14 protein-coding genes are annotated in these 16,666 nt (G+C 34.4%); 8 read left to right on the top strand and 6 right to left on the bottom strand.

What is annotated here, in order from left to right:
• The 4 genes from PQO00_RS00435 to tsaB all read left to right on the top strand — a co-directional run bounded on the left by PQO00_RS00435 (position 1) and on the right by tsaB (position 4,642).
• Positions 1-1,245: an ABC transporter permease gene (locus PQO00_RS00435; RefSeq protein WP_274182846.1), complete on the top strand. Its 1,245-nt coding sequence runs from the start codon at positions 1-3 to the stop codon at positions 1,243-1,245.
• Positions 1,246-1,259: 14 nt separating this feature from the next.
• On the top strand, positions 1,260-2,378 hold the full coding sequence (locus tag PQO00_RS00430) for an efflux RND transporter periplasmic adaptor subunit (RefSeq protein WP_274182845.1): 1,119 nt from the start codon (positions 1,260-1,262) through the stop codon (positions 2,376-2,378).
• Positions 2,362-3,711: a TolC family protein gene (locus PQO00_RS00425; RefSeq protein WP_274182844.1), complete on the top strand. Its 1,350-nt coding sequence runs from the start codon at positions 2,362-2,364 to the stop codon at positions 3,709-3,711. The genes PQO00_RS00430 and PQO00_RS00425 overlap by 17 nt, the downstream gene beginning before the upstream one ends.
• Positions 3,712-3,958: 247 nt before the next feature.
• Positions 3,959-4,642, top strand: a complete 684-nt coding sequence (tsaB, locus tag PQO00_RS00420; protein ID WP_274182843.1) for a tRNA (adenosine(37)-N6)-threonylcarbamoyltransferase complex dimerization subunit type 1 TsaB — start codon at positions 3,959-3,961, stop codon at positions 4,640-4,642.
• On the opposite strand, the gene PQO00_RS00415 is transcribed toward tsaB, so the two are convergent.
• From PQO00_RS00415 to PQO00_RS00400, 4 genes are all read right to left on the bottom strand, one after another.
• Complete coding sequence (locus PQO00_RS00415) at positions 4,639-5,454, bottom strand: mechanosensitive ion channel family protein (protein WP_274182842.1); 816 nt, start codon at positions 5,452-5,454, stop codon at positions 4,639-4,641. The genes tsaB and PQO00_RS00415 overlap by 4 nt on opposite strands.
• Before the next feature lie 60 nt (positions 5,455-5,514).
• Entirely contained in the window at positions 5,515-5,871 is a 357-nt protein-coding gene (locus tag PQO00_RS00410) for a DUF1304 domain-containing protein (RefSeq protein WP_274182841.1), read from the bottom strand.
• Positions 5,868-7,979: a thioredoxin domain-containing protein gene (locus PQO00_RS00405; RefSeq protein ID WP_274182840.1), complete on the bottom strand. Its 2,112-nt coding sequence runs from the start codon at positions 7,977-7,979 to the stop codon at positions 5,868-5,870. Before PQO00_RS00405 ends, PQO00_RS00410 begins: the two co-directional genes overlap by 4 nt.
• 259 nt (positions 7,980-8,238) lie before the next feature.
• On the bottom strand, positions 8,239-9,141 hold the full coding sequence (locus PQO00_RS00400; protein WP_274182839.1) for a NifU family protein: 903 nt from the start codon (positions 9,139-9,141) through the stop codon (positions 8,239-8,241).
• Positions 9,142-9,312: 171 nt separating this feature from the next.
• Between PQO00_RS00400 and PQO00_RS00395 the strand changes: the two genes are divergently transcribed.
• Entirely contained in the window at positions 9,313-10,317 is a 1,005-nt protein-coding gene (locus tag PQO00_RS00395) for a type IX secretion system membrane protein PorP/SprF (RefSeq protein WP_274182838.1), read from the top strand.
• A gap of 123 nt (positions 10,318-10,440) precedes the next feature.
• Here PQO00_RS00395 and PQO00_RS00390 read toward each other — a convergent pair whose 3' ends face one another.
• Positions 10,441-11,598 carry a VWA domain-containing protein gene (locus PQO00_RS00390; RefSeq protein ID WP_274182837.1) on the bottom strand — a complete coding sequence of 386 codons (1,158 nt, stop codon included), beginning with the start codon at positions 11,596-11,598 and terminating at the stop codon, positions 10,441-10,443.
• A 14-nt stretch (positions 11,599-11,612) separates the two neighbouring features.
• Positions 11,613-12,329, bottom strand: a complete 717-nt coding sequence (locus tag PQO00_RS00385; RefSeq protein ID WP_274182836.1) for an SIMPL domain-containing protein — start codon at positions 12,327-12,329, stop codon at positions 11,613-11,615.
• Between the two features lie 247 nt (positions 12,330-12,576).
• On the opposite strand from PQO00_RS00385, the gene PQO00_RS00380 reads away from it, so the two are divergent.
• From PQO00_RS00380 to PQO00_RS00370, 3 genes are all read left to right on the top strand, one after another.
• On the top strand, positions 12,577-14,715 hold the full coding sequence (locus tag PQO00_RS00380) for a histidine kinase (protein WP_274182835.1): 2,139 nt from the start codon (positions 12,577-12,579) through the stop codon (positions 14,713-14,715).
• A 533-nt stretch (positions 14,716-15,248) separates the two neighbouring features.
• Positions 15,249-15,983: a LytTR family DNA-binding domain-containing protein gene (locus tag PQO00_RS00375; RefSeq protein WP_274182834.1), complete on the top strand. Its 735-nt coding sequence runs from the start codon at positions 15,249-15,251 to the stop codon at positions 15,981-15,983.
• A 142-nt stretch (positions 15,984-16,125) separates the two neighbouring features.
• Positions 16,126-16,641: a gamma carbonic anhydrase family protein gene (locus tag PQO00_RS00370; RefSeq protein WP_274182833.1), complete on the top strand. Its 516-nt coding sequence runs from the start codon at positions 16,126-16,128 to the stop codon at positions 16,639-16,641.
• The last annotated feature ends 25 nt before the right edge of the window (positions 16,642-16,666 follow it).

The raw sequence follows: 16,666 nt of genomic DNA, 5'->3' as shown, positions 1-16,666 counted from the left end.
ATGTTTAAGTTTTTATTCGATAGAGATACCTGGCAAGAAGTTTATGATAGCTTTAGTAAAAATAAACTAAGGTCTATTCTAACGATGGTTGGTGTTTGGTGGGGCATTTTATTATTAATAGGATTATTAGGATCGGCTAGAGGATTAGAAAACTCATTTAATCGCTTATTTGGTGATTTTGCGACCAATAGTGTTTTTGTTTGGGGGGAAAGTACAAGTAAGCCATTTAAAGGATTTCAAGAAGGCAGGCAGGTGAGACTGTCATTAGCAGATGCAAAAAAAATAGAAAAAAACGTTGAAGGGATAGAGTTTGTTGTTCCACGAAGTCAAAATCAAGCCACAGTTGTTAGAGATTTTCTTTCGGGGAGTTTCCAAATGGCAGGTGATTACCCTTTGTTGGATCAAGTGCAAAAGAAAAAGCTAATTCATGGAAGATTTATTAATCAAAATGATATTGATTTTAATAAAAAAGTAACACTATTATCAGAAGAAACCTACAAGCAATTATTTAAAAAAGATGAAAATGCTATTGGGGAATACGTGCAAATTAATGGTATGAGCTTTAAAGTTATTGGCATATTTAAAAATGGCGATGTAAATATGGGGCCACCAACAGATATGCATATCCCATTTACGACATTTCAACAAATATATAATAGAGGCGATGAGATAGGTTGGATGATGATAACAGGAAAACCAGAATACGATATTAAACAAATTGAGGCCGACGCTAAATTATTGCTTAAGAATTTGAATAAAATTCATCCAAAAGATAATCGTGCTTTAGGTAGTTTTAATTTAGGGAAAGAGTTTTCTAAAGTAACGGGATTTTTAGTAGGCATGCAATTTTTAACTTGGTTTGTTGGTATTGCGACCTTAATAGCAGGTGTATTTGCTATAGGTAATATTTTGCTTATTACCGTAAAGGAACGAACCAAAGAAATTGGTGTACGCCGTGCTTTAGGAGCGACCCCCTTTGAAATTAAAAGGCAAATAGTTGTTGAAGCTGTTTTCTTAACATTAGTTGCCGGGGTATTTGGGATCATAACAGGTGGATGGATTTTAATAGGTCTGGATGCTGCTTTTGGTCAAGGGGATGAAGCAGCCATAGTCAACGCGTCCGTATCTATAGCCGTTGTATTTGTAGCATTGGTCATATTAGTGATATTAGGAACTTTAATAGGATTAATTCCGGCATTTAAAGCCACAAGTATAAAACCAATAGAAGCATTAAGAGAAGAATAAACAATCGAAAAACAATGAATAAAACAGTAAAAATTATTTTAATAATAGTAGCCATCATACTATTAGTATGGGTATTAAAATACTTTAAAGATGCAAACTCAAAGGATGTTGTAGATTATAAAGTAGAAACGCCTTTTTATACTTCCATAAATACAAAAGCGGTAGCAACGGGTAAACTAAATCCTGAAGAAGAAATTGAGTTAAAACCACAAATTTCTGGAATAGTAGATAAAATCCTTGTTGAAGAAGGAGACCTTGTTAAAAAAGGAGACTTAATTGCTAAGATTAGAGTGGTACCTAACGAGCAAAGTTTAGTAAGTGCAAAAAGCAGAATAGCAACGGCAAGATTATCTTTTGATAATGCCAAAGTGCTATATGATAGAAATAAGACCTTATTTGATAAAGGTGTTATTTCTATTCAGGATTTTGAGAACAGTGAGTTGTCATACAATCAGGCGAAAGAATCATTGGCGCAAGCGCAAAACGATTACCAAATTATTAAGAAGGGATCTATTTCTGGAGGTAATTCGGCAAATACCAATATTATAGCCCAAATAGCAGGAACTATTTTGGAAATTCCTGTTCGGGAAGGCGATCAAGTCATACAGAGTAATAATTTTAATGATGGAACAACGATTGCAACGATTGCGGATATGAGCCTTATGATTTTTGAAGGCAAAGTGGATGAAGCAGAAGTTGGGAAATTGGAAGAAGGTAAAGAAATAAAAGTGATACTAGGCGCTATTAATGATAAGGAGTTCCCGGCCAGGTTAACTTTTGTAGCTCCAAAAGGCATAGAAGAAAATGGCGCGGTTCAATTTACGATCAAAGCAAATGTTACGATAGATTCAACTACAAACGTAAGAGCTGGTTATAGTGCCAATGCAGAAATAGATATTGAAAGCAAGGATAGTGTTTTAGCTATTAGAGAAGCATTGCTTCAATATAACAGAATTACAGAAAAGCCTTTTGTCGAAATATTGAATGGAGATAATAAATTTAAAAAAGAAGATGTTAAACTAGGACTCTCCGATGGGATTAATGTTGAGATTACAGAAGGCGTAAAAGAAGATGACCAAATTAAAGTGTGGAATAAAGCATCAAAAGATAATGAAGATGAAGATAATGATTAATTTGAAAGCGTATATAAAACATGGTTTAATGGTATGTGCCCTATTTTTTGCAATGTCATCTCTTGCACAAGACAAGAAATGGACACTTCAAGAATGTGTTAACTATGCCTTGGAGCATAATATTACGGTAAAACAATCAGAAAACGCGTTATTAATTAATGAACAGGATATTATTGCTGCTAAAGGTAATTTTTTACCATCTGTAAGTGCCAGTGCATCACAAGGGTTAAGTCTAGGTACAAGTTTGGTCGCTCAAGGAATTTTTGCAAATAGAACAAGCCATTCTACAAGTTTGGGGCTAAGTGTGTCCCAAAGTGTTTTCAATGGTTTTAGAAATATTAATACCTATAAACAATCACAATTAAATTTAGAGGTTAATCAATTGGAACTTGCGCGTATTAAAGATGATATTTCTTTAAACGTAGTGAATGCTTATTTAAATGTTTTATTTAACAAAGAGAATTTAGAGACCGCGCAAGCACAAAATGATTTTTCTGAAAAACAATTACAACAAGTTAAGGATTTAGTGGATGCCGGGGTGCAGCCTAGGGTTAATATATTTGATGCCGAAGCTACTTTAAGCAGAGATTCACAGCAAGTAACCATAGCCGAAAACAATTTTAATTTGGCATTACTTTCATTATCACAGTTATTACAGGTTCCTTTTAATGGATTTAATGTTCAAATTATAGATGTTGACACACCATCGGAAGCGATGTTATATAATAATGTCACGCCTATTTTAAACTATGCTTTAGAAAATAGAAATGAAATTAAAATAGCTAAAAAGAACATTGAAAATGCTCAAGTAAGTACAGAGATTTCTAAAAGTGGCTACCTCCCAAATGTATCGTTTAGCTATGGTTTGGGCACCAATGCTTTTTACTCTAATTTAATAGATAATGAGCAGGCCTTTTTAGAACAACTAAATGATAATAAGGGCCATAGTTTTAACCTAAGTATTGGAATTCCTATTTTTTCCAGATTTCAGAATAAAACGGCAGTAGCTAAATCGAAAATTAGAGAAGCCAATAGCAAGCTTAGTTTAGACCAAGCCAAGTTAGATTTAGAATCTAATATACAAAGAGCTTATACAGATGCACAGGCTGCATTAAAAGCCTATATAGCTGCAAAAAGATCTTTAGAGTCACAAGAATTGGCCTTTGAGAACTCTAAAGAACGCTATGATATTGGAAGTATGACCTCTTTCGATTTAGAGCAAGCCCGGGTACAATTAATTAATTCTCAATCATCTTTAATAAATGCGAAGTATGATTTTGTTTTTAAGACAAAAGTTTTAGACTTTTACATGGGAAAATCTTTAACTAATTGAAGTGGTTTAAACCACTTCATTAATTGAAAAATAGTTGAGGTCTAAAAAGATTGATTTTTCTGTCATTCTGAGGAGCACGCAAGTGCGACGTGAGAATCTGTTTATGCTTTATTGTAATTAAGTTTTAGGCTTATAAGTAAACAGATTGCCACAGTCGTTCCTCCCTGTCTGCCAACAGGCAGGCTTCGCAATGACATCCAAGTGAATTTTTTAGAAAGCCCAAGTATTTTTCAATCTAAAAAACAAAATGAGTATATATATTCTAAATATAGAAACAGCAACAACAAACTGCTCGGTATCACTTTCAAAAGATGGAGTAACAGTCGTTTTAAAAGAAGATTACGATAAAAACTATTCGCACGCCGAAAGACTTCATATTTATATTGATGCCGTTTTAAAGGAGGCTAAAATAACATCAGAGGTTATAGATGCGATAGCAGTAAGTAAAGGCCCGGGATCTTACACGGGTTTGCGAATTGGAGTTTCGGCGGCTAAAGGGCTTTGTTTTGCATTAGACAAGCCTTTGATCTCTGTGTTTACCTTAGAAGCTTTGGCGCATCAAGTTACTTGTAATAATGGGGTTATTGTTTCTATGTTAGACGCCAGAAGAATGGAAGTGTATGCTGCAGTTTTTGATGCCGATTATAACCAAATAAGAAGTACCGAAGCACAAATTTTGGATGAAAACGCTTTTAAGGATTATTTAGAAGCGGGAACCGTTTACTTTATTGGAAATGGTGTTGAAAAAGCAAAAACATTAATCGAGCACCCCAATGCTGTTTTTGTAGATGATAAATTACCTTCGGCAAATGAAATGGGCCATTTGGCCTATAATAAATATAAAATAAGCGACCTAGAAGATGTCGCTTATTTTGAACCTTATTATTTAAAGGATTTTGTGGCTTTAAAGCCTAAACCAAAAACGATTTAAGCATTTTTCTTAATTTCAACCTGATGTGGATAAGGAATTTCTATACCAGCAGCATCAAGCGCTTCTTTGACCTGTTCTGTAACATCAAAATAAACGTCCCAATAATGTTCGGTTTTGCACCAGGGCCTTACAGCAAAATTTATTGAGCTATCGGCTAATTCAATCACAGTTACAGTTGGCATTGGATCTTTTAATATTTTTGAATGGGCATTTAGAACTTCCATGAGAACATTTTTAGTTTTTTTAATATCAGAATCGTAACCAACACCAAAAATTAAATCGACACGTCTAGTCCCCTCGGTTGTGTAATTTACAATGTTTCCATTGGATAAAGAACCGTTAGGAATGATAATTTCTTTATTAGATAAACCAGTTAACTTAGTTGTAAAAATCTCAATTTCCTTAACGGTACCCAATGCTCCTTGGGCTTCAATTAAATCACCAATTTTAAAAGGCTTGAAAATCATGATCAATACCCCACCGGCAAAATTCCCTAAAGAGCCTTGCAGAGCTAAGCCAATGGCTAAACCAGCTGCAGCAATAATGGCAGCGAACGAGGTGGTTTCCACGCCTACCGTACCAAGTACTACAATAATTAAAATGATTTTTAAGACCCATCCTAATAGGTTTAATAAAAACTTTTGAAGGCTTTCATCATAACTTTGTTTTGACATGACTTTTTTAGTGCCTTTTAAAAGTTTTTTGATGACCCATGAGCCAACGATCCATATAATAATGGCACCTAAAATATTAAGGCCATAGTGCAAAGCTAAATCAAGCCATTTTTCTACATCAATGTTTTCTAAATTCATAATTTTTAAAAAGTTAATCGTTATTATAAAATTAAAACTATAAAATCCTTATATATTCCCTTATTGGAAAAACAAGCTTATTAAGGCAAGTAGTGCTGGGGTAGTTTGAATATAAAATAGTTTTATTTTCTTTGTAGAGTAAGACCCATAGATTCCTGCAATAGTCACACAAATAAGAAAAAAAATGGCAAGTGCTGTATCTTTTTCTATGATCGAAAAAATGAGCCCTGCTGCCAAAAAACCGTTATACAATCCTTGATTTGCAGCCAGTACCCTGGTTTCTTCGGCAAATGCCTTAGATTTTAACCCGAAGGTCTTTATGCCTTTTGGTCTGGTCCATAAAAACATTTCCAAAACAAGAAAATAGACATGCTCAAAAGCTACTATGGCGATTAATAAGATCGTTAAAAAAGTCATTCTTTTAATAGTGTTATGGCTTTATCGACTTCAGATACGGGCAGTTTACAAGCTTTGTTTACACAAACATAAATAAGGGTGTTGTCTGGGGTGTATCTATTTTCCAATAAAGGTAAATTATTATTATTATTAGATGTACTTCCTGCAATAATTTTATTGGGAATGTACGTTTTGTTTAACTCGGCAATTTTATTTTTTGCATCTTTTCCAACAACGGCAACTTCATAATAGGGATTCGTATAGTTTAGCATTAGGTCAAACCAGTTTGAATAGCCCGAGGGGTATTCCTGCATTTCCGGTTTTACATTATTTAACATGCTTATAGCGGTTTTACCATAGTGTGTATTGTCAAAATAATGAGATAGTTTAAAGAGGTTCTTTGCCATAATGGAATTACTTGCAGGAATCACATTATCCCTATATTCAATGCTTTTTGAGACTAAGGAGTCGTCTTCATCAGATGTGAAATAAAACATTTTACTTCCCTCATCAAAAAAATGATCAAAAGTATAATTGGTTAAATCCCTGGCAGTAGTGAGCCATGTTTCGTTTAATGTATTTTCATAAAGCGCTAAAAAAGCATCTATGGTCGTAGCATAATCTTCTAAATAGCCATTAATATTACTTTTTCCGTTTTTGTAATTGTGATCTAAACCGCCATCTTCCCGCAATTGATTGTTAATTATAAAATGGGCATTTTTTTCGGCGGAAGCTAAATAAGAGGCATTTCCAAAAACACGATAGGCATCAATATAGCCCTTGAGCATCAAAGCATTCCAAGAGGTGAGTGTTTTATCATCTAAACGTGGTTTTGAACGTTTATCACGAATAGCTGTTAAAGTTTCTTTCCAATGTTTTTTCTTTTCAGCTAAAAGATCTTTGGTCAAATCGTGTTTTTTGATGATTTTCTCATCATCATCCTTTCTAATTAAAACATAATTACCATGTTCCCAAAGACCATAATTATTAACGTTATAATAATCAGAAAATAATTCATAATCATCTTTTAGAACCGTCTTTAAGCTATCCTTTTGCCACACGTAAAAGGCGCCTTCTTCCAGGTCACCTTCTGGGGTATTGCTGTCGGCATCCAATGACGAATAAAAAGCCCCATTTTCGGTGGTCATTTCTCGCTTTATATATTCTAAAGTCTCTGTAACAATATCTTTATACAGTTCGTTTTTGGTAATGAGATAAGCATCAGAGTACAGACTTACCAATTGTCCGTTATCGTAAAGCATTTTTTCAAAATGGGGGACATGCCATTTAGCATCTACCGAGTACCTTGAAAAGCCACCGCCAATTTGATCAAAAACACCGCCGTAGGCCATTTTTTTGAGCGTTAAATTAACATAGTCCTGTAGTTTTTTATCATTTGTTTGATAGGCATGCCTTAATAAAAAATGATAGTTATTGGGCATCATGAATTTAGGAGCGCTATTCATACCGCCTTGAGTATGGTCAAACTGCACAGACCATGTTTTAATAGCATTATTTATGTAATCACTCTCAAAAACAGGTTCGTCCGTGTTTAAGGTTACAATATCTAAAGTCTTTAGTCCTTGCTCTAATTTATCGGCATATTCATAAAGCTTTCCTGGTTTCTCAACATATAATTTCGAAATTTGTTCTAAGGCACTTACCCATTGTTCTTTAGGAACATAGGTGTCTCCCCAAATAGGCCTTCCATCTGGTAATGCAATAGCATTTAAAGGCCAACCGCCTCTTCCCGTCATAAGTTGAACAGCATTCATATATACCAGATCGACATCGGGGCGTTCTTCCCTGTCTACTTTTACGTTAATAAAGTTTTTGTTCATTACTTGGGCGACCAAACTATCTTCAAAGCTTTCATGCTCCATAACATGGCACCAATGGCAAGCAGCATAGCCTACACTAATTAATAACAATTTGTTTTCAGTTTTGGCCCTCGCCAGCGTATTTTCATTCCAAGCCTTCCAGTTTACCGGGTTGTGGGCATGTTGTAATAGGTACGGACTTGTTTCATGTATGAGGTCGTTGGTATATGTATGTTCCATAGATTTTGAGTTCTCACCTTTGCAACTTACTATTAGAGGAATCAATAAGAATAGTTGTAAATGCTTCATTTATCAAAGTTAGCGAAATTTAGGCATAAAAAGCGGGTAGCTAAAAAGTGTCATCCAATGCTTTAAAAAATGGATGTGGGCTTAAATTACTTCAGATTTATAGTTGAATCAAGATAAAATGACATAAATTTTAGACCTGACAGGTTTTAAAACCTGTCAGGTCTGCTTAACTTTAATACCCAAAGTTTGTCTCGTTTTTTTTTGAAATATAATGTTTTTGCACTTTTAGAAGCCTTTTTACAGCTTCTCTTGGCAGAAGTTATCCATTTATGGCTTCTACCATTTCGACCTTGCCCGGAAGCATTTCTTTTAACATATTTTCTATACCACTTTTTAAAGTATAAGTAGATGATGGACATCCACTACATGCGCCTTGTAACATCACGCTTACGTTCTTGGTATTTTCATCGTAAGATATGAATTGAATATTGCCACCATCACTGGCTACAGCTGGTTTTACATACTCCTCAAGGATATTTATTATTTCTTTAGATATGTCATCTAATGTTTCGAAATGATCATCAAGTTGTGCGGTCGATTTTTTTAAGGTTTGAGCGGCATTAGGCAATACAACTTCTTTGCCATCTTCAATATAGTTTTTTATAAACTCACGGATTTGTATGGTAATATCTTGCCATTCAGCCATCTCATATTTAGTAATGGATACATAGTTTTCATCCATAAAGACACTTTTTACGAAAGGAAAATGAAATAACTCTGTTGCCAATGGCGATGGTTTAGCTTCGTCAATAGACGTGAATTCAAAAAGGGTTGTTACTATTTTTTTGTTAGTAACAAACTTCATGGCTGCTGGATTTGGTGTACTTTCGGCATAGACCGTTACAGGCACCTTTTTTGTAACAGCTGAATCTTCAATAACTATACCGCCATCATTTAAATAAGCTTCTATTTGTTCGGCAACTTCATCTTGAACATCGTTCCATTCAACGATATCATAACGCTCTACAGCAACGAAATTCCCAGAAATATAAACCTTTTTTACAAATGGTAAATAAAACAATTGTTGCGCTAAAGGAGATGGCTTTGCTTCATCTATATTATTAAATTCAAAGCTCTGGTGCTTTGTTATAAATTGATTTAATTCAAATTTAATGATGGCATTATTGGACGTTTCTTGCACGGAAACCTTGAAAGTGTTCATTTTAGCTAATTTTTTACAAAAATACTAAAAGAAAACGTAGTTATCTATATATTTGATTGTGTGATTTATAGTTTAAGACAAAAGGTGAAGTTTTAGCTTTATCTTTTTTTATCTTTAAATTTTTAAAGGCCAATACGCTAATATTTAACCAAACCTACTTGGAATAAACTTATGAGATTGAAAAATATTTTAATGGTAACCATAGGGGTATTGATTACTCATATTTCAACTTCTCAGGAAGGTTTGCCAATATATACCGATTACCTTACAGATAATTATTATTTAATTCATCCGTCTATGGCAGGCGTCGCTAATTGTGCCAAGGTTAGATTAACTGCAAGACAACAATGGTTTGGACAGGATGATGCCCCAAAACTTTTAACATTAAGTCTAAATGGCAGAATAGGTGATTCGCAGTCTGCCGTAGGAGGTATATTGTATACAGATAAGAATGGCTATCATTCACAAACGGGCGCCTATGTGACGTATGCACACCATTTAATGTTTTCCAGAAGTGAGCTTGATTTAAACATGTTGTCCTTTGGCTTAAGTGCTGGAATTATTCAATATAAATTAGATGAAACGACTTTTTTATTTGATGGTCCAGACCCTATAATTGATGGCATTGTACAGAGTGAAGGGAACTTTAATATGGATTTTGGATTTTCTTATCATTATCTGGATTTTTATGCACATGGTACAGTGAAGAACCTATTGAAAAATGCTGGTGTTAATAATGATATTGAGATAACCAGTAATTTAAGGCGTTATTTACTTTCTGCGGGGTATGTTTATAATAAATATGGCAGTACATGGAGTTTCGAACCTTCACTAATGTTTCAGCACAAAGACGGTACAAAAGAGTCTTCGATCGATATTAATGCGAAAGCCTACAAGGAAATGGATTTTGGTACAATCTGGGGGGGACTATCGTACAGAACAAGTTTGGATGGTGCTGAATTCTTAACAAGTTCCAATGCCGTTAGTAGCCAAAAATTACAGCAATTCACACCCATTTTAGGCGTTAATTATAACCAGTTTATGTTTGCATATACCTATACGTATCAAACAAACTCGGTGGTATTTACCAATGGTGGTTTTCATCAGTTTACACTAGGATATAACTTTAATTGTAAAAGGAAGCGCTTCGAGTGTAAATGTCCTGCGGTTAATTAATAAAAAAGGACGTAGTTCGAAAAATCTAATTTTTTGCCTGTTCGAGCGCAGTCGAAACCTACTAATATAATGAGGTGTTTTTAGTTCTCGACTGCGCTTGGACGGACAGTTTAACAGTTTCTTTTATTTCCAACTATATTTTTTCCTTTTTGCTTGCTCTTTTATGGCTTTGGTCATGGCATTTTCCAACCCATTATCGGTGTCCTTTTTTTGTTTTGCAATGTAAGATTTACGTTTCGCATTAAGCTCCTGGATCTTTTTTTGGATAGCGTCTCGTTCTTTGCTTTTTTCTGCAACATAGGTTTTAATTTCGGCTTTAGTTTTTCCTTTTAGTTCTTCAGGCAAAGCATCGTCTTTAATATTTTCGATAGCAACTTCTTCGCCTTCAACGGCATCGACTAAATCCCATGTTTTGTTTTTATATAAATGAGAACTTTTACTAACCGTTCTGCTTACTGCATTGGCTTTACTATAATTTCCTGCATTGGAATCTTGTTCCATCTGAAGGGCTTTTTTTTGTCTTCCTATTTGCCCATAAGCCACATAGGTTTTGTTTAGTTGCTGATTTAAAATTAAAATGGTATCATCGTAAGGTGATGCAATATGTACTGTTGTTTTATTTTGATTGATAGCTATATAATCGCCATTGGTCAATTGGGCACCATCCTTCCAGAAAGTAGAAATTCCCTGGTTGTAATCACCACAAAAGATCGTATTTATGGTAATATCTTTTTCCTTTGCGTTTGTTGATGCGTCTTTATAATTTGTTTTTCCTTGATTGAAAGGTTCATTGCCAGCAATGAAAATAAGTTTTAAGTCGTCTGGGTTCTTGCCCCAGTTTAATTGATTTAATGACGTTTGAATAACCTGCCCACAATATTCCTCACCACCATTGGTAGTTAGAGAGAATAGCTCTTTAGAGATATCATCCAAATCATCGCTAAAGGGCAGTACTTGCCTAATATAACCTTCGTTCCCGTTTAATCTGTCATTTCCATATTCGTATAAGGCAATTTGTAAATTGGGTTTGTTAGTGCCGCATTTAGCATAAGATAACTCGTTTACAATGTCCCAAAGTTGTGCTTTAGCTTGGTCTATAAGCCCGTCCATACTATTACTGGTGTCTAATAAAAGAGCAACTTTAATATATTGTTTATTGGGAACAGGTTGTGTTTTTTCTGTTGAAGTATATCCTTGGTCCTGTTTTTTATTGTTCGCATGACAAACAATAAAAGCCATGAATGCCATAGAGAATAAGAATGTTTTAAAGTGTGTTTTCATGATATTTACATTTTTTAATTTAAGATGAATTTTGCTAATATAGTTTCAGAAACCCTGATCGTTTTAAGGTTTAGGGCTTGAATTTTTTCTTGTTTTAGCCTTCTGGTATAACCAGTACCTACAACTCCATTTACCGAGTTAAGGACATTGCTGTAATTACTATGTATCGTATTTTGTATTTCTTTAATAAATAAAGCTTTTCCTAATGCCTGACTCATTGCAGAAGCATAATCGTTGGCTTTTTCTTTGGCGGCTTTTAATGCTTTTAACTTTGTCTCCCTTCTTATTTTTTCAATATCTGTATGACTTGTTTTTACAATCGAGATATTCGAAATATCTATTCTATCTAAAGCTTGATATACTTTTCCGAGTGTTTTACCATCATTAATAATCAACTCATAGCGTTTTGTCTTAGTGACCTGGTCATCTGCTAAAAACTTTCTTTTGTAGTAGCCATTAAAGTCAAGAATTGAAAAGTTTTTCCCCAAATCAATGGACAGTGATCTTAAAGTTGAAATCATTTGATTTTCTTGCTCTTCAATGCTTATTTTGCCTTTTTTATCATTTTCATTAAGTGCGATATTGAGATAAATCTCATTGGGAATAATTTCGGTTTCAATGTGTCCGGTAACCTCGATATATGGTTGATCGATAAAATTCTTTTCGCCATTTTGAGCAAAAGCGATCGTAGAAAAAGAGATAATAAAAAAGAGACTTTTTGTGATTTTCATGCGATTATTGTTTTTTTAATAACACTGTAAATCTATGATCAACTTATTTCTTAAAAAAAGCAGAATGAGTGAAGCCTGGGTTTGATTGAGTAAAGTGTCCTTTTAAATGTGTAACGATGTCTATTTTGTGTTGAAAAAATGCAGATTTGTAAAATCCTCATTTTATTATACCAACGAAAGTGCGTAAGTTTATCTATTATTAGAATAGCGTATGCGAGTCCTTGTTAAATACATATGGTTTTTATGCATGATACTTAGCACAACATATATGTTTGCTCAAGTAAATAATGAGTCTATTAATCAAGAGCCTAGATTTAGCATAAGGGGGTCTGTGATAGAAAGTGATACGCGCAACCCTATTTCAAATGTGAATATTGAAGTTAATGGAGGCGCTTATACGACCACCAATTATGCAGGTGATTTTAGAATTGAAGTCAAAAAAGGAGATGAACTTATTATAAGGCATAAAGATTTTGAAACCGTATATTATACGATTCTTAGTAACGAACGTATTACGGTTGAGGTAGAGCCTAATAAAAAAGAAATTGAGTATAAACAGAAAAAGTTTTCGAGATCAAACCCCAATCAATTTAAATCGTTAATAGATTCTGCAGAAACGCATTTAAAAAAAGATGCGAAGCGCAGCATTCAATTTATTGAATTGGCTCTTGCCAGAAGTCATTCTGTAAAAGAAAATGCCGAAGCATATGAGGTCTTAGGGGATATTTATATGTTCTGGAAACAATATGATTTAGCAGTCTCTAATTATAGGGTGAGTGATCAAAACATGAAAACCAATGTGGTTAAATTAAAACTTGCTACGGCTTACAAACAAAATAATAACTACCAGGAAAGTATAGCAACATATAAAGAAATTAATAAAAGGACCTTATCTAACTGGCAATTGGTTCAACTACATGAGGGTATTGGAGATGTCTATCTTTTAACCCAAAATTACCAACTTTCAATCGACAATTACCAAAAAGGCCTGGTCGTTGCCCAAAAGCATTTAATAACGCCTAAAATAACAGATTTAAATTCAAAAATAGCACAAGCTTATAACGCAAAAGGGGAGGCCCAAAAAGCAGAAGGTTATTTTAACAAGTCTATGAAGCTCGCAAGTACCCAAAATAAAAAGCGAGCTATTGAAGAAAAAATTAAGGTGGCAGATTTTCAAAGTGACCATAGTAATTATTCAAGTGAAATAGCATTAAGAAAACAGGCCTTAGAAGATATAAACGATTTTGAGAACGATTCTGTTTTAGATAACGAAAGTGCCTTAACATCCCAAAAACAAAACTATAAAATTGGTAATGCGTTTGCCCTTCAAAAAGACTATCAAAATGCCATCCCTTATCTGGAAAAGAGTATTGCAGAGGCAGATAGTAAGGAGGATCTTACTGTACAAAAAGATGCTACCAGAAGATTATCTGAAATTTATAGAGATGCAGGGCAATTTGATAAGGCACTCATTGCCTATCAAAGTTATGTTGATTTGGTGGATAAGCTCTACTCTAAAAAAGAACAGGAAATATCTCAGGCAGCAAGGTTTAGTAAAGATATTGTCAATAAACAAAATAGAATCTTGAGCCTGGAAAGTGATAGGGCTTTAACAGAGAGCCAATTTCAATTGACTACAGAAGAGGCCAAACGCCAAAAATTAATAATTTATTCCCTTATAGGCGGGGTTTTGTTGTTATTGGTTACGGCACTCTTAATGTTTAAATATATTAAGCAACAACGATTGGCAAATAATCTGCTGGCACTAAAAAGTTTACGCAGTCAAATGAATCCACATTTTATATTCAATGCGTTAAATTCTGTAAATAGTTTTATAGCTTCAAACGACGAGCGTACGGCCAATAAATATCTTACCGATTTTTCATTGCTAATGCGTGCTGTTTTAGAGAATAGTGAAGAAGATTTTATTCCTCTTGAAAAAGAAATTGAATTATTGGAATTATATACCAAATTAGAGCATTTTAGATTTCAGGATAAGTTTGATTATCATATCAATATTGATGAAAATATCAATGTTCAGGATTTTGTAATACCACCAATGCTATTACAGCCATATATCGAAAATGCTGTGTGGCATGGGTTACGTTATAAAAAATCAAAAGGACATTTAGAAATTGGGATTACCCAAACGGAATCTGATGAAATAAAAATCACCATTACAGATGATGGTATTGGACGACAAAAATCGAAGGCCTTAAAAACGAAGCATCAACAAAAGCAAAAATCGAAAGGTATGGGTAATATTAAAAAGCGTGTCTCTATTTTAAATGAGATGTACAAGGATAGAGTAGATGTATTTGTCGATGATTTTAAGGAGGAGGAAGATACAGGTACAAGAGTCGTGGTAACGCTTAAAAAGGATTGACGATTGATGATTGATGATTGATGATTGATGATTGATGATTGATGATTGATGATTGATGATTGATGATTGATGATTGATGATTGATGATTGATGATTGACGATTGATGATTGATGATTGACGATTGATGATTGATGATTGATGATTGATGATTGACGATTGATGATTGATGATTGATGATTGATGATTGACGATTGATGATTGATGATTGATGATTGATGATTGACGATTGATGATTGATGATTGACGATTGATGATTGATGATTGATGATTGACGATTAACGATTGTAGATTTTTGATTTATGAATTTGAATAAATAAAAACAAAGAGATCATTTATAGATGTTCTGTCATGCTAATATTGGCCTGCCCTGAGTTTATCGAAGGGTCGAAGTATCTGTTAATAAAGATTAAAGCACGAAGACCGAATGAAGTACGAAGCATGAAGCGCGAAGACCGAAGTATGAATTACGGAGGATGGGTTTCGAAGGGTTGACTTCGAGCTTCCAACTTCATGCTTCCAACAATAAAATATTATGAAACTAAATTCTATTATAGTCGAAGACGAAGAAACAAGCAGGGAGATTTTAAAGAATTATCTCAAAAAGTATTGTCCTAATGTGTTAGTTTTGGGAGAAGCTGCTAATGTAGAAGAAGCTTTGGTGCTTATTCGTAATAACGATCTGGATTTAGTGTTTCTGGACGTTGAAATGCCTTACGGTAATGCATTCGATCTGTTAGATCGGGTAGGTGACATTAATTTCGAAACCGTTTTTGTAACAGCCTATAATCATTATGCTATCGATGCTTTGAATGCACATGCCTCATATTATCTCATGAAACCTATTTCTATAGATGCCCTTATAAAAGCAGTCGATTATGTCACTGAAATAAAAACAAAGGAGGATGCCCTTCAAGACCAGATACTCATTCCAAAAACAAATGGAGTGGATGGCAAAATAACCATTCCGCAGTTGGATGGTTTTGAGGTTATAAATATGTCCGATATTTTATATTGCAAAGCAGATGATAATTACACCGAGATCTATCTCAATACGAATAAAAAAAAGTTAGTAAGTAAAACACTCAAGTATTTTGAAGATACTTTAAACAATGCTAGTTTTGTACGCGTACACAAATCGTATTTGGTCAATGTAAATGAAGTTGTAAAATATGTAAAAGGAAAGGGAGGAAGCGTGGTGTTAAGCAATGGAAAGGAAGTAATGGTGTCGGCCTCAAAAAAATCGGATTTATTGTCTTATTTTAAGTAAAATTCCCGCGAAAGCGGGAATCTCATAAAAGAAAACGATAATATTCCCGCGCCGGCCTGCCGGATGGGCAGGAAAGCGGGAATCTCATGAGAGGAACCAAAAAGATTTCCGCCTTCGCGGAAATGAAAAAACAAATATATCTATGCCAGTCATATTACCAGTAAAAGGAAAGTCCCCGCAAATACCAGATGATTGTTTCGTAGCCGAAAATGCAACTATTGTAGGGGATGTCACTATGGGGAGTCAATGCAGTATTTGGTTTAGTGCCGTGGTTAGAGGCGATGTTAATTATATTAAAATGGGCAATAAAGTAAATGTGCAAGACGGCGTTGTTATACATGGTACTTATAAAACGGCGCCAACCAATATAGGCAACAACGTATCTATTGGCCATAATGCTCTGGTACATGGGTGTACCATTCAAGATGATGTTTTGGTGGGTATGGGGAGTATTATTATGGACGGTTGTGTGATAGAAAGCAACAGTATTATTGCAGCAGGAGCTGTAGTGACCCAAAATACCCGTGTAGAGGCCGGTAGTATTTATGCTGGTGTTCCTGCGAAAAAAGTAAAGGATATTAGTGAAGCCCTTATTTCTGGTGAAATTAATAGAATTGCCAATAACTACATTAAATATTCAAGCTGGTTTAAAGAGTAGTTACCATTCCTGCGAAGGCAGAAAT

Origin of the sequence: Flavivirga sp. 57AJ16 (assembly GCF_028736925.1) — a bacterium.
GTDB lineage: Bacteria > Bacteroidota > Bacteroidia > Flavobacteriales > Flavobacteriaceae > Flavivirga.
The sequence above is the reverse complement of the archived record's forward strand: the minus strand, read 5'-3'. Positions and strand labels throughout refer to the sequence as shown.

What these genes read in the sequence shown, in the direction of transcription:
- PQO00_RS00435 (WP_274182846.1), top strand. Translation starts at nt 1, where the DNA reads ATGTTTAAGTTTTTATTCGATAGAGATACCTGGCAAGAAGTTTATGAT.
- PQO00_RS00430 (WP_274182845.1), top strand. Translation starts at nt 1,260, where the DNA reads ATGAATAAAACAGTAAAAATTATTTTAATAATAGTAGCCATCATACTA.
- PQO00_RS00425 (WP_274182844.1), top strand. Translation starts at nt 2,362, where the DNA reads ATGAAGATAATGATTAATTTGAAAGCGTATATAAAACATGGTTTAATG.
- tsaB (WP_274182843.1), top strand. Translation starts at nt 3,959, where the DNA reads ATGAGTATATATATTCTAAATATAGAAACAGCAACAACAAACTGCTCG.
- PQO00_RS00415 (WP_274182842.1), bottom strand. Translation starts at nt 5,454, where the DNA reads ATGAATTTAGAAAACATTGATGTAGAAAAATGGCTTGATTTAGCTTTG.
- PQO00_RS00410 (WP_274182841.1), bottom strand. Translation starts at nt 5,871, where the DNA reads ATGACTTTTTTAACGATCTTATTAATCGCCATAGTAGCTTTTGAGCAT.
- PQO00_RS00405 (WP_274182840.1), bottom strand. Translation starts at nt 7,979, where the DNA reads ATGAAGCATTTACAACTATTCTTATTGATTCCTCTAATAGTAAGTTGC.
- PQO00_RS00400 (WP_274182839.1), bottom strand. Translation starts at nt 9,141, where the DNA reads ATGAACACTTTCAAGGTTTCCGTGCAAGAAACGTCCAATAATGCCATC.
- PQO00_RS00395 (WP_274182838.1), top strand. Translation starts at nt 9,313, where the DNA reads ATGAGATTGAAAAATATTTTAATGGTAACCATAGGGGTATTGATTACT.
- PQO00_RS00390 (WP_274182837.1), bottom strand. Translation starts at nt 11,598, where the DNA reads ATGAAAACACACTTTAAAACATTCTTATTCTCTATGGCATTCATGGCT.
- PQO00_RS00385 (WP_274182836.1), bottom strand. Translation starts at nt 12,329, where the DNA reads ATGAAAATCACAAAAAGTCTCTTTTTTATTATCTCTTTTTCTACGATC.
- PQO00_RS00380 (WP_274182835.1), top strand. Translation starts at nt 12,577, where the DNA reads ATGATACTTAGCACAACATATATGTTTGCTCAAGTAAATAATGAGTCT.
- PQO00_RS00375 (WP_274182834.1), top strand. Translation starts at nt 15,249, where the DNA reads ATGAAACTAAATTCTATTATAGTCGAAGACGAAGAAACAAGCAGGGAG.
- PQO00_RS00370 (WP_274182833.1), top strand. Translation starts at nt 16,126, where the DNA reads ATGCCAGTCATATTACCAGTAAAAGGAAAGTCCCCGCAAATACCAGAT.